The organism is Clostridium sp. YIM B02500 (genome assembly GCF_022324665.1).
Lineage (GTDB): Bacteria > Bacillota > Clostridia > Clostridiales > Clostridiaceae > Clostridium > Clostridium beijerinckii.
Window position 1 is genome coordinate 70138 of record NZ_JAKGTE010000001.1, and the last position, 14786, is coordinate 84923.

Sequence of the window (14786 nt, forward strand, 5' to 3'; positions counted from 1 at the left end):
ATTTAATGACATTTGAGCGCACTGTGATAAATTAGAAATTATTTTATTAAAATGCACAGTTCCAATTAAATTTATTTCTACTTAACAAGTTATTGACTTCGCTTCGCACTTTTTATATCAGTTTTTAGCGCTTGCCGCCTTTTTATAAGTTATTGATTGCGCTTCCCGCTTTTTTTATATAAGTTCTTAGTTGCGCTTCGCGCTTTTTTTATATGTGTATATTTTTCGCTTTTTCAATTGTACATTCTAGTTTATTCGTTGTCAATTCATATAGAAATTCTATGGAAAGTGTTGAAAATTTATGGACTTCTTCCTTATTTTGAGTTATAATCAAACTAACGATTGTTAGTTTTAAATTATAAGATAATAGTAGTGCGATATTATGCTTATTTTTCAAACTCTAATTATAATTTATATGTATTTGTGTTTGATATATATTAATATAAATTAAGCACTTTAAGGTTATGCAATAATATTTTTGTGAGGAGTTTTTATGAATACAAGAGAAAAAATTATATCTGAATCATTAAATCTTTTTTCAAGGAAAGGTTTTGATGCAATATCTGTTAGAGATATCGCCAAAGCAGTTGGCATAAAAGCAAGTTCTCTTTATAATCACTTCAAAAATAAGCAAGATATTTTTGATACTATAATCCAAAAATATTCAGATCTAGTAAATAAATTTTTGAACAGTATAAAAATTAGGGATAATTCTGATGAGAATCTTCCTAATAAAACAAATTGGTTATCTGACGAATACTTTTTCAAAAAAAGTTCATACATTTTTAATTTTTACTTAGAAGACGAGAATATGATTAAATTCAGAAAATTGCTGACAATAGAGCAATGCAACAACTCTGAACTTTCAGATTTATATAATAAGATATTTATTGATGATATATTAGATTTTCAAGCTGACGTATTTTCAAAATTAATAAGTTCAAACGTATTTATAAAAAAAGACCCTTATACATTAGCACTTCAATTCTACTCCCCAGTTTTCTTACTATTTTATAAGCACGAAAACTTAACTGATAAAGAACGTAGATTCTTAGAAAATCATATTTCAGAATTCAAAGACACATATATAGTGAAAGGATGATCACTTGTGAATGTAATTGTCATTTATGATAACTCAAGCGAGACAAATACATATAATTGTGTGCAACTCTTGCTAAATGCTCTTAAACTTAATATTGAATTAAAAGTCACGGAATTTTTCTTATCAAAAGATTATATTTACAATGGACGTCTTTCTTATCCCGATATTGATTCAAAAACTGTTAATGGTATGGAGTACATCATAAATTCATTAGATAGCTCTGATTTACTTATAATAGCTTCTCCAGTATCAAAATGTGATATTAGCAATGAAATGAAACTGTTTTTGCACAGACTATCTTGTTGTTACCTATTAAGTAGCTCAAGATCCCAGATAAATGATAAAATAGGACTGTCCATATCAACGACTTCTGGTGCTGGTCTTTTTTATACATCTAAAATTCTAAAGAGAAATCTTAATTCATTAGGAATAAAAAACACTTTAAAGTTTTGTAGAACTCTTTATGAGATAAGTTGGGAAGATGTGAGTTTAAAAACTAAAATGAGAATACATAAGGATATTTTCAAACTTTCCTACAAAATATTAGGCCTACATAATCGTACATACAATAAGAAAAGATTAATTTTAAGGAAAGTGATTTTTTCAAAAGATAATAACGCTCTTATAGATAGCAGCCCAAATATTATACAATTAAGTTCCTGGAAATATCAATCTCATTTGCATAATAGACATATTCAGTAGCCTTTTAAACATATATTTTTACATAAAAAACTACACAAAAATATACCTTTATCAAAATAAGTATATTTTAGTGTAGTTTTTCATATTTCCATATTATATTTTGCTTTTATATCATTAAATTATAATTTAAGTGCGTTTTTCAGATATGCTAGATCCTCCAATGAATCTATTTCAAATATATCATTTGATTGTATCTTTTCAATATGCACTTCCATGTCCTTAAGATTATCTACAGCAATACTATCCCAATATAAATCTCTAAAGTCCCCTTTGTTTATTGCTTCTTCAACTTTATTAGAAATAAATTCGCCATCTTTAGCAGTCCAAAAAGATGCTCCTGACATTATAAAATCAGGTTTATCTCCTTCTTTTCCAATTTCAACACTATGTATTCTGCCATCTTCATCATATTTCAAAATCCACTCACCTATTATATTTTCTTTACAAGCTGAATAATATAATGATGTTTTTGGTTTACTTTTAGGTAAGAAGTTCCTTGTAATATAGTTATCTGCATCAATTACAAATGCATCCCTAAGGTATTGCCTAACTAAATACATAGTATATATATTATTATAGATATCGTATTTATCATTAACCACTTTGATTAAATTATATTTCTTAACTATATCATCAAACTTTTCATGGAGATATCCAGTTAATACTATAATCTCGTTAATACCAATCTCCTTTAAATTTATTATTTGTCTTTCAAGTAAAGACATCCCATTGACTTCTATTAAAGATTTTGGAGTATTTTCAGTTAATGGTCTTAATCTTGTTCCCATGCCCGCTGCCATTAAAATTGCTCTCATATCTACCTTCTCCTCAGCTAATTAAAAATATATAAATCATCTTAAATTTCAATACATATAAATAAACAAGTTATATCCTAGGCTTATGTGATATCTAACCAGAATTATAAATTTGATTTATAATTAAAGTTTATTTAAATATTCCTTAGCTCTATTATATCTATCTAATCCATAAGTACCAAAATCGTCTCCTTCTGCTTCCTTGATTAGTGTCCAAACAGCCCATAAGAAATCTTGGCATATTTGATGAATTAATAATCTTCTTCTTGAATCTTTATCAGCATCTTTTCCTTTAAAATATAATCTAAACATTAACTCTATATCATCTTCTGAAAATTCATTTTCTAAAGAAAGAGCTGCCAAATCCCACATATCATCGTTGATCCCACTGTATTCCCAGTCGATTAAATAAATTCTGCCTGCAGTATCCTTAACAAAGTTTTCCGAAACCAAATCATTATGAGATGGTACATAGACTCTGTTGCATCTATTTAATTCTTCTTCAAGATCCATAACCTTTTCTCTTACTTCAGCATAATCCTCAAAAAAGTTTCCATTATCTTTTGTTAAAATCCCTTCATATTTTTCAAGTTCCCTAAACATACTAAACTCATTATCCATATGAAAATCAGTACATTCATGCAAGTCTCTTAAGATAGCTGTAACTTGCTTTAAGTTTTCTTCTTTCTTAATACTTCTATGAGTTAAAGTTTCAGCATTTTCTATAAACTTAGATATTTTAACTCCAGTTTCAAGATTGAAATAAGGTACTTCTACATTATAGCCTTTCTCAGAAGCAATCGCCGAATTAAACATTTCTGTGTTTCTATTAATCATTTGTTCCGTTCCAACACCTGCGACTCTTAATATGTATCTATCACCTTTAACACATATTTTATAATTTTTGTTTGTCATACCACCTGCTGGCTCAACTTCTGTAATATCTTCATCTGTTACTTTTAATGATTCTCTAACAATAGATTTTATGTTACTTATCTCATAACTTAACTCTCTTCTTCTTATAGTTGGATAAAGATAATTCTTGATTTTTTCATATTCCTTAGAACTATCTGCATCCCCCCATGCAAGATCATCTATTTTAACAAAACCAATATTATAATTTCTAGCAACATCTAAAAGTACATATTCATAATTTAAATACGGATTTACATTCCCTTTAAATTCTTCAAGCATCATTGTATATAATTTATGTGATATCTTAGTAAGTCCTATCATTTCTCCATCAATTCTATTAAATTGATGAATATCTTTAGACATTTTAAATAAATGATTATCCCTTATTTCAACAAAGGCTTCATCACCTGATCCACTTTCATTTGTAAAAAGAATACAATCACGATTTGGACTTTCTTCTAATTCCTTAATAGCTCTTTTTTCGAAAATCAAATCATTTTCAATAAGTAAAAAATCATCATCTATATAATCTTTAGCTAAAGATAATGAATGCATTGTTCCTGTCCACTTATAAGTATCGCTCTTTACTAATATTATATTTTTACTATTTTTAAAAGCTTCTTCATAGTACTGACTTTCATATCCAGTTACTATAACGGTCTTAGTTATTCCATTTTCTTTTAAAATATTTAGAGTTCTATCAATAAGCCTAAAGTCTTCAATATCCAACATTCCTACAGGTTTCCCAAATTCCTCTGCCTTACCTGCTGCAAGTATTACAGCTTGTTTAACTATTTTTTTCTCTTCTTCATGAATCTTTAATCTAGTACTTTTTGCAGAAGCAATATTTTCTTCTAAAAACTTCATGCCCTTTTCAGTTACTTTATATAAAGTTCCTCTATTATTTGTTATTCTGTCAATAAATCCATCCATGGTAAATTCTTTTAAAACCGCATTAACCTTCCCAAGTGATATATTAGTTCTTTTAGCCAATTCTCTTTGATTAATATTAAAATTATCATTCAGCGTCTTTAAAATTTCTATCCTATCTTCTAACATATTACACCTAACTCCCCTTTAATTAAACATAGCATTTATTGTTCGAATTTTGAACTATAATTATTATATTCCCTAAAATTTCAGTTGTCAATAAAAACTCCCTTGTATATTTCTGCCCCAAAGTTCGCCTCTATATGATACTTGTTTAAAATCAAATACATTTGTTTTAATTTGAACTCTTAATATTAAAAAAAAGCACTAATAGGAAAGCTAAACTCACTTTTCGCTTGCCTAAATCTTTAATCAGACAAGCGAAAGTTGAAAAGCCTCCCCTCTTAGTGCCTTTTGTATATAAATTTCTAAATCCCTACTATACAGTACATATTTGATTTGTAAATATGACCTTACATCCATCAATCATAAATCATTGGAAACTGTAGAAATAGCATAATCTCTATTTCGATAAGCTATATGTATAATTAGAAATCATAGCTTAAAAACTATAAATATTTTTAGTACATAGCTCCATCTTGTCCAAATTTATATACACCATCATCAATATACATACTTTGATTTACAACCATTTGTCCATTCGGAGTAAAGTAATACCATTTTCCATTTAAATTTAACCAGCCTTTTTTCATTACTCCATTTAACCCCAAGTAATACCAGCTATTATTTAGATTCATCCATCCTTTTCTCATCTCTCCGGTTGTTGGATCTAGGTAATATGTCTGACCAGTCTTATCATCAACTTTCCACTCTGATGCTCTGTATCCTAAATTATTTAGGTAGTAGTACTTTCCGCCAGTAGATACCCATGCATTTTTAACTTGTCTGCTTTTTTTATCAAAGTATACTGGTTTCCCATTTACTGTTCCCCATTCATCATACTTAGTTAAATCTACCCAACAATCATTGTAATCATCGTAAAATTGATCATCATCATTGCCACTATCATTATTATTATCATCGTTATTCCAATCAGAAGAGTCAACTCTGTAAACTTCTAAAGTATAAGTTTTAGTCTCCTTGCCATCTTCAGATATAACCTCTATATCAATCTCCGTTTTCTGAGCTCCTTTAAGGCTAACACTTATTGCAGAATCTGAATATTCCTCTCCATTAACACTAATTGTTGATTTGGAATCTTCTGCTATTGGAGTTACATTAATCTTAGATACATTTTGATCAACTCGAACTTTAGTTATATCTTCTTTAGGATCAAATGTATAGTCTCCTTGGCTAAGAATAACATTTTTCAAATTCGCATTACTACCTTTTGAATTGTTCTTAATTACAATGCTATATGTTTTACTAGTTTTCCCATCTTGTGCTGTTACAACTATGGTTATAGTTGTATTCCCATTTGTATTTAAAGGAATTTCATTTGATTCTCCAGAAGTTAAATCATAAGTTGCATCACTTCCATTAATACTTGCAATAATTGACTTAACATTATCATCTTGGGCTATTGCTGTTATCTTTTCAGTTGTATCTTCTTTTGCCACAGTAGTTGTATAATCTAATTTATCACTTGAAAATCCTGAATTCCCATCACTATCAGTTAAAGTATATCCTGAAATTTTTAATGAATTTAATGAAGCATTGCTTGAACTTGCTCCTGGATCTGGTGTCACTTCACCTGTAAAATTTTCCGGAAGATAAAGCACATAGCTATCGCCTACAGTATACGTACCTGTTATTTCCTTTACATCCTGGCCGTTCTCATCTTTCTTTGTTTCTACTTTATCGTAGTAGGCTTGAACAACCATTTTCTTTCTACTATGAGCAATATTCACATTAAGGCTAGTACTTCTTACAAGATCCTTATCAGGTGTATTATTCACTGATTCAGTGGCCTCCTCAAGATTAGTACTATTTACATCATCGGCAAAAAATACTTTTATATATTCATGCTTATCACTTTGATGCCCCGTAAAAGAAACTATAACTGAATTTGCATTAGGTGATCCATAATACAAATCATAACTACGCCTAGATGAAGTAAAACTAACTTCCCCATTATTCGCTTTAGTTACTCCTGGTTGTGTTAACACCACATCACTATTACTATCTGTAGTTTTACTAAATTCTAAATTCATTGTAAAGTTATTATCATTATTTATAACAACGACATCTAATAGATATCTCGCTAATATCTGTGATGAATTGGTTATATTTCCATCTTTCCCCTCATAGGCATCTATCTGTATCTGATTATAATCTGAGCTCGTATCAAAATTAACATATTGTTTTCCATTTTTGAGCTGCGACTGTTCAGTTTTAGTCTTCCCTGATGAATCTTTATAATTATTGGTCACAGTATATGCTACATTATTACTGGATTGAGATCTTATTAACGTAGGATTTATACTTATCATTCCTGCCCTTGAATCTACGTATATTTTTCCTTTATATTCTGAAAAACCAGACGTAGTTTTTGTGACAGTAAACGCCTTTCCAATATACGCTTTAACATCATCATCGTCATTAAAATCAAGCTTTGTTATACCTGCATTTTTTAAGCTATAATCTTTCTCTGCATCTAATTTATTGTATCTAATTTCTACTGCATATGCCTTCGCTATCTTTACAGTAGAGCTACTGTCATTAGTAACTGAGTTTACCTTAATTACTATTAAATCTGACTTACTTCGATTTGATAAATCTCCAGATAATTTCTGTCCATTAAGACTGAAACTTCCATCAACAGCACGTATACCATTTTTATATAATTCAACACCTTTATCTAAATTAATCATATCTCCAAAAGTCATGATATATTTTAATGCTGAAAGCGAATCTGGCACATCAAAATTATATCTTAATTTCATATTAGGATCTGGTGTCACCGTAGTCGAATATAAAAATGGCACTGTATTATTTTCATTTTTTGTGGCATCTAAAATCTCATCTTTATCATTAAATGCATCTGCATCACCAACATAAGCTTTAAATGTCATTTCACTTATTTGGTTAGTTGCATAATCCTTACCATTCTCTATTGTTATTGTTTTTTCATATTTTGTAACTGTCTTTTCTCCAGCTGGATCCGGAGTTGCATCTTGTGTTACAGTTCCGTCAGAATTTTTAGTTTCTTTATATATTATTGACAAAGTTGTTATTTTAACTGAATATTTAATTTTATTAACACCTGCTGGTAACCCTGTTATCTTTACCCCTATTCTTTCTGAATCATTTTCTACAGGAGTTGGCCCACCATTTCCAGTGCTGTTACTATAACTTAGAGTTATCCCCATCCCTGCTACAGCATTTTGTCCATCTGCATTTGCAGTCCCATCATCATTGATTAGTATAGCTTCATTTATAGCCTTAACAACTATTTCCTGCTTTGTAACTCCGGTAATTGATGATTTTGAATCTTTCGCCTGCTGTATCAATTCAGCTTGAGTCTTTTGAATATTTTTAAGAGATATATCGAAATTATCCTCAAGAGAATTAGCAGTATGTATCTCTTCCTGAGTATTACTATCTATTCTACTTGGAAGAGGTGTCATAGTTCCATCTAAATTCACTCTGCTGGCTGTAGCTTCTGCAGGTATATCATCCGCTTTTGCCACTTCTGAATTAAATCCAAGTGGTATAAGTGATATTATACTTGTAAATACCACTATTAGCGCTATAAACCTTTTTTTAATCTTGCTCATTATTCTCGTCCTCCTTAAATTGTGCTTTAAATTCAAAATTTAGTTTATATATAGCCGCTCGCCTATTTATCTCATCATATTAAGACATATCTTAGAATTATATTAAATAAAAAATATCTAAATTTATATAAATCCCTTATGTGTTAATATGTTATAATAAATTACTATTATTTTACTAATTTTAAATACATTCCATTATTTATTATCGAATCATTTCCTTGTGCCTTTAGACATTTATATCCTTTATATGAATGTATTAAGGCGTATTCATTAAATTTACCTAAAAATCATATAATATAAAATAATGAATAATCTTATATTAATATCTAAATAAAAAATAACCTTCCATAATATAATACAGCAGTTATATATTATGGAAGGTACTTTTATTAAACTTCTATAATCTTATTCATATTCCCTAAGTGAAACACTTTATGATTTTCCTTTAAACGAACTATTACATTTCGGACATGTAATAGAAATTTTTCCTTTTCCTCTTGGCACTCTTAATTTTTGCTTACAATTTGAGCAAGTATAATATTTATAGTTTTTTAATGTTTTTATTCTATTTATATTATTCTTGAACCACATTACTATTTTATTTTTAATTTTTAAATACTTATAATTCTCATTTCTTCTCTTATATATATTTCTTGAAAATATCCTAAACATACATATAATAACAGGAATATATGCTAATATTATTAAAAATCTTAAATCCTTTGGTACGAAATTCATTATCAACAGTAGTATAAAAGATAAAACAAGTAATGCTTTAGATAATTCATCTCCACCATATCTTCCAAACATAAATCTTCTTAACCTATCCATGGACTTCACCTCTCTTGAATTCTATTAATATAAAATATAGTATAATTAATAAGATCTATCAACATTTATATTATTAATAATCCATTAATTTTTTATGATATACATTCGTAATCAAATCCTGCAAAATTTTACAACCTATTAGTTTAAATATGAACTCACTTCTTTACTGTAAGTATTATTATAAAAAATAATACAATATACCAAATATTATATCAGTATATTGTATTAAAACTTTTCTCACTATATTTTTATAGCTATTAAATTACCAATTCTGTTCAGCAGTAAAATCATTTAAATTATTGTTGAAACTGCATTAGCAATTGCTGTTGCTTCTACATCTTGATATGATGAATCTGCACATTTTTTAGCTTCATTTGTATTTGTTATAAATCCTAATTCGACTAAAACAGCTGGCATTGTAGTATTTCTGCATACAAATAAATTACCATCTTTAGCACCTCTATTTATGGCACCCGTACTATTTGTAAGAGCTGATGCTATGGATGAAGCTATATTCATACTTTTAGAAAGCCTATCGTAACTATATCCCCCGCCAAAACTTTCATCTTGTGATTTTGAGCTGTAATAAACTTCAACTCCTCTTGCAGATTCTGCATCAGCTGAATTGTGATGCAAACTTATAAATAGATCAGCCTTTGAATTATTTGCTATATTAACTCTATTAGTAAGGCTTTGATTAACTCCTAATACTTCTCTATCAGATGATTTCCTAGTCATTATTACTGTGTATCCATTTGCTTCAAGCTTTTCTTTTAGCTTATCCGCAACTTGCATATTTAAATCTCTTTCGGAATATGTAATACCATCATTGGTTGAATAAGCGCCATCATCACCACCAAAGTTATGTCCAGGATCTATAACTATGACTTTACCATTTGTGCTTCCAGGCATTCTATCTCCTCTTTTTCCATCTTCACCTATCTGCCATCCATTTACAACTGTATTCTTAGCCATTGCCCCTGAAACAGGTAATAGATAATAATAAGCATTTCCAGATAAAATCCAGCCTGTTGCCATAGTACCATTACTTCTTAAATAGTACCATGTTCCATTAAGCTGAAGCCAATTTGTCGCCATAACTCCATTAGAATACAAATAGTACCAGCTTCCATCTGGTTTAACCCATCCAGTCAGCATACTTCCATCACTATTGAAATAATACCATTGTCCACTAATTGAAACCCATCCAGTCTTCATTGCTCCACTTGAATCTAAAAAATATTTCCTACCATCAATCAAGTTAAATCCAGTAATCATACTTCCATCTCCTTGAAGATAGTACCACTTATTGCTATCCTTTATCCATCCAAGCTGCATTGCTCCACTTGATTTAAAGTAATACCATTTTCCTCTTAAAAGGCTCCAGCCTTTTGCCATACTTCCATCACTATATAAGTAATACCAGTTACCATCAGGCTTAATCCACCCAGTAACTTTAGATCCATCTGAGTTGTAGTAGTACCAATTTCCATTTTCAAATCTCCAACCTATTGATGAAGAAATACCTTTACTACCATCCGGCGATGCTGGGATTGGCTTGGTTGCTTCCATTCCAGTTGGAACTGTTGTATTTGTTTGAGGCTTATCAGTTCCTACAGTTTTGCCTGAGTCGTTATCACTACCAGAATTTTTAGAAGTGTCATTATCTGATTTTGATACAATTCCTGCTGAGACTAATAAATCATTATATAATTGATTAACCTCTTCTCCATATGTAAGACTTGGAGCCCACTTTCCACCTAAAGCATTTACCGTTACTACTGTACCTTTTATGGTAATAAAATCCCTTGGGTCATATGAATCACTCCTTGGATATCCATCTACACCTGCATAAAGTGCTAGATGGTCTAAATGAGCTTGAACACCTTCATCCCATGTGTTGAATTTTTGATGAGCATTTGGATCATTATCCAATCCACCAGCACTTATTTTCAATCCACATGGATTATGGTAGCTTTCATTTATAACTCCTCCAAATTTACCATAGCCTGTTTCCTTTGCAGCTTGCACATATGCCACAGCTGGATTAACATTTCCATGCTCTGGCGAATACTTCCAATATAACTTTGCCAGATTAATAAACGCATCTGTTGCACCTTTTGATTTAGCCCATTGTTCAGCCTGTTTTGCTGTTACTTTCGTCTCTGATACTATCTTAATATCAGTGATAGCAGCTTTTACGCTAGTAATAGGAATTAATATTAAAACTATCACAAAAGCAAAAAATAATGTAGTCGATCTCTTAATAGCCTTCAAAACAGCTTTCCCCCGTTCTATTTAGTTCTAAAGAACAAAAATTATATAGACAAATTTTCCCTAAAAGTAGTTTGCCTATTATATAGTACAAGCTTTTATTCTATTTTAGGTACTAATATATCCAATTATATGGCACTATCTTAAGGAAAATTATCGAATATAATCATAAACTTAGCAACAAGGCTACATAAATTTACATTTTTTATATTCTTTAATTATACAATTCGCTAAATATTAGTCTTACTAATAATAAATGCTTTTACTAAAACCAACGACTTTGCTAATACATACTCTGATAAATAGATAAAAACCTTGAAATGTTATTGAATAACACTTCAAAGCATTTATTTAATACTTATCTACTGTAAATTTTGTAATTATAATATACATATTGATGGTATGAACTCAACTATATCCAACTTTAGTTTTCTCCCTGGATCTTAGTTAATTTAATACAATTACATTTTAAATATTACCAGCGATAACTTCTGCTATTGCTTGAGCTACCTTTTTTTGACTAGCTGGATCAGCGCATCTTGCTGCTTCTTCTTTATTGGTTATAAATCCAACTTCAACTAAAACTGCTGGTATATTGGTATTTCTACATACAAATAAATTTTGTTCCTGTCCACCTCTATTATTTAAGCCAAGCTTATTAGCAATATTATTATTTATAAGAGTTGCCATTTGCTTACTTCTTTCTATTCTATTGCTATCTAGTTTTCCCCCAAACTTAGAGTCCTGGGATTCTGAACTATAAAGAGTCAGAACGCCTTTCGCTGTCTCCCCAGCTGAATTATGATGTACGCTTATAAAGAAATCTGCATTAGCATTATTTGCAACATCAACCCTATGAGTAAGACTCGCAACTAATGAGCCATATGAAGGCTGCTCACCAAGATTTCTCGTCATTATCACATTATATCCTCTATTTTGAAGTTCTGTCTTTAACTTATCTGCAACTTGCATATTTAGAACTGTTTCACTGTAAGTAACTCCATCAATAGTGCTTTCAGCACCGTAATCTTTGCCATAATCATGTCCTGGATCTATTACTATAGTCTTTTTACCATTTGAAGAATTACTTCCTGCTGAAGGGCTATTTCCTGAATTATCTTCATCGTCTTGATCTGTTGGAGTATTATTTCCTGAACTATCTTCATCATTTTGATTAGATGAAGCCTGCTTTTTCCCATCAGAGCCAATCTTAAATCCATCTATTGTTGTATTAGTAACCATTCTTCCTGTTGAAGTATCTAGGTAATACGAATCTCCATTAGATGTAACCCATCCTGTCGCCATTGTACCACTGTCTTTTAAATAATACCACGCTCCACCAAGATTAATCCATCCTTTCGCCATAGCTCCGGTTTCATACAAATAATAGTAAGTTCCATTATCAATAATCCATCCTGATGCCATGCTGCCATCTGTATTAAAGTAATACCAGTAATTGTTCAATTTCATCCAACCAGTAGTCATGGTTCCGTTATCATTAAACATATACTTCTTATTGTCTATATTTTTAAGACCAGTTACCATGCTTCCATCGCCTTGAAGATAATACCACTTAGCATTTTCCTTGAACCATCCAATTTTTATCTTTCCACTTTTCTCAAAGTAATACCACTTATTATTTATCTTTGTCCAACCATTATAAGTAGCCATAGCTCCAGAATCATTTAGATAATATAATCCTGATCCATCAAATTGAAATCCAGTTTCCATGACACCTGAATCCTTTAGTAAATACCAGTTATTATCTACTTGCCTCCAACCTTTTGCCATAGCACCTGATTTATCTATATAGTACCATGTTCCATTATCTTTTATCCAGCCAGTTGTCATTTTACCATCTTCATCATTTAAGTAATACCAATTTTTATCTGGTTTAATCCAACCGACTGCTTTGGTAGTATCTGATTTGTAGTAATACCAAGCTCCATTCTCATACTTCCAACCAATATTTGATGTTATACTAACACTATTGTCTACAGTATCATTTGAGCTTTGAGGTTTATTCTCTGTAATAATATCAGATGCATTTGGTGCGCTAGGCTTACTTTCAGGAGTTGCTGGATTTGGTGACGCATTTGATGGTTGATTATCTGGAGTTTTACCATTATCTTTTGGATAATCTATTCCAGCATAATCCATTAAATTTTTGTATAATGCATTAACTTCTTCTCCATATGTAGCACTAGGTGCCCACTTTCCACCCAAAGAATTTACCGTAGTTGCTTTACCCTTAATTGTCACAAAATGTCTTGGATCATACGTATCTTTTCTTGGATATCCATCTGCTCCTGCATATAGAGCCAAATGATCCAAATGTGCTTGTACACCTTCATCCCAACTTTCAAATTTTTGATGTGCATTTTTATCAGTATCGCCTCCACCAGATGGATTTTTAAGTCCACATGGATTGTGATAACTTTCATCTAGAACACCACCAAAATTACCATATCCAGTCTCTTTTGCTGCTTGTACATATGCGATTGCTGGATTTACATCACCATGTTCTGATGCGTATTTGAAGTAGAGATCTGCTAAATCAGCAAAAGTATCTGTTGCTCCTTTAGATTTAGCCCAACTTTTTGCTTGCTTTGCAGTAACCTTACTTTCTGAAATTATTTTAAAATCAGTAGTTGCCGCTTGTGCACTTAATCCTGGAATTAAACTTAATACAACTGCAAATGCTAAAGCAAATGTTGTAAATTTCTTTTTAATATTCAAAACAGTGTGCCACCTCCTTACATTTGATTTTAACAAAAAACGTCATGGCATTAAAGGCAAATTTGAAAAAATGTGGACTTTTTTAGAATAAAACCACAGTTATTGTTTTTTATCAATAAATTTCATAGCTTTAATCAATTTTTAATATGTAAATGTGTTAATTAATTACAATCATATATCTGTTTTATAGTAAAATTATATCTAGAGTTCTAATAAAACACATTATCAGATATGCTTAGAATATATAAGCTGAATTATAATGTATATATATCTTCAAACAAAAATATTTTATTGCACATAATTAAAAGAGAGCCTGTTTTAGTGCTCTCTTTTAGTGACTATGGTGTCTCCTACAACCTGCAAGATCGCTCTTACAGTCATTTAGGTTGTCTATTAAATTGTCTACTAATTTATCTGTAAGACACATTTGGTTACATAACAGCTTTTCGTTAGTATTGATTAAATGACAAATAAAATTTTGGTTAGTAAATGCATATAGAAATAATAGTACCGTTACTAAACGACTTAATACGGCTTCTTGATTTCCTACAACCATTGTAGACAAAGTTAGGTCACTAATTGGTTCATTACAATTTGCTCCAAGAGTGTTTGCTCCGGGACTTTCAAAGCCAGGATCACAATAGTTACAGTTACTCATTCTCTTCCTCTCCATGTACAAAGATTTTATATAATAATAATATGAGTAATCTTGTCGTTTTGTTACTTTATAAATAAAAG

At 30.4% G+C, this 14786-nt stretch carries 9 protein-coding genes; 2 read left to right on the plus strand and 7 right to left on the minus strand.

The window, feature by feature from the left end; translation table 11 throughout:
• The first annotated feature begins 493 nt into the window (after positions 1 to 493).
• Together L1S46_RS00250 and L1S46_RS00255 are read left to right on the plus strand one after the other, a co-directional pair.
• Positions 494 to 1102 carry a TetR/AcrR family transcriptional regulator gene (locus L1S46_RS00250; RefSeq protein WP_238858771.1) on the plus strand — a complete coding sequence of 203 codons (609 nt, stop codon included), beginning with the start codon at positions 494 to 496 and terminating at the stop codon, positions 1100 to 1102.
• Positions 1103 to 1108: 6 nt separating this feature from the next.
• The gene (locus L1S46_RS00255; protein WP_065418418.1) at positions 1109 to 1804 is read left to right on the plus strand and encodes an NAD(P)H-dependent oxidoreductase; all 696 of its coding nucleotides are present in this window, start codon (positions 1109 to 1111) and stop codon (positions 1802 to 1804) included.
• A gap of 119 nt (positions 1805 to 1923) precedes the next feature.
• Here L1S46_RS00255 and L1S46_RS00260 read toward each other — a convergent pair whose 3' ends face one another.
• From L1S46_RS00260 to L1S46_RS00290, 7 genes are all read right to left on the minus strand, one after another.
• Complete coding sequence (locus L1S46_RS00260; RefSeq protein WP_012060848.1) at positions 1924 to 2619, minus strand: sugar phosphate nucleotidyltransferase; 696 nt, start codon at positions 2617 to 2619, stop codon at positions 1924 to 1926.
• Between the two features lie 123 nt (positions 2620 to 2742).
• On the minus strand, positions 2743 to 4593 hold the full coding sequence (locus tag L1S46_RS00265; protein WP_238898763.1) for a winged helix-turn-helix transcriptional regulator: 1851 nt from the start codon (positions 4591 to 4593) through the stop codon (positions 2743 to 2745).
• A 452-nt stretch (positions 4594 to 5045) separates the two neighbouring features.
• Positions 5046 to 8204: a cadherin-like beta sandwich domain-containing protein gene (locus L1S46_RS00270; protein WP_238898764.1), complete on the minus strand. Its 3159-nt coding sequence runs from the start codon at positions 8202 to 8204 to the stop codon at positions 5046 to 5048.
• 432 nt (positions 8205 to 8636) lie between these two features.
• Positions 8637 to 9035, minus strand: coding sequence for a hypothetical protein (locus L1S46_RS00275; RefSeq protein ID WP_238858768.1), 399 nt, complete (start codon positions 9033 to 9035; stop codon positions 8637 to 8639).
• A gap of 291 nt (positions 9036 to 9326) precedes the next feature.
• A complete protein-coding gene (locus L1S46_RS00280; protein ID WP_077829670.1) occupies positions 9327 to 11312 on the minus strand; it encodes an N-acetylmuramoyl-L-alanine amidase in 1986 nt (661 codons plus the stop codon).
• A 465-nt stretch (positions 11313 to 11777) separates the two neighbouring features.
• Positions 11778 to 14048 carry an N-acetylmuramoyl-L-alanine amidase gene (locus L1S46_RS00285; RefSeq protein WP_077829669.1) on the minus strand — a complete coding sequence of 757 codons (2271 nt, stop codon included), beginning with the start codon at positions 14046 to 14048 and terminating at the stop codon, positions 11778 to 11780.
• Positions 14049 to 14379: 331 nt separating this feature from the next.
• A complete protein-coding gene (locus tag L1S46_RS00290) occupies positions 14380 to 14706 on the minus strand; it encodes a hypothetical protein (protein ID WP_012060854.1) in 327 nt (108 codons plus the stop codon).
• Positions 14707 to 14786: the final 80 nt, after the last annotated feature.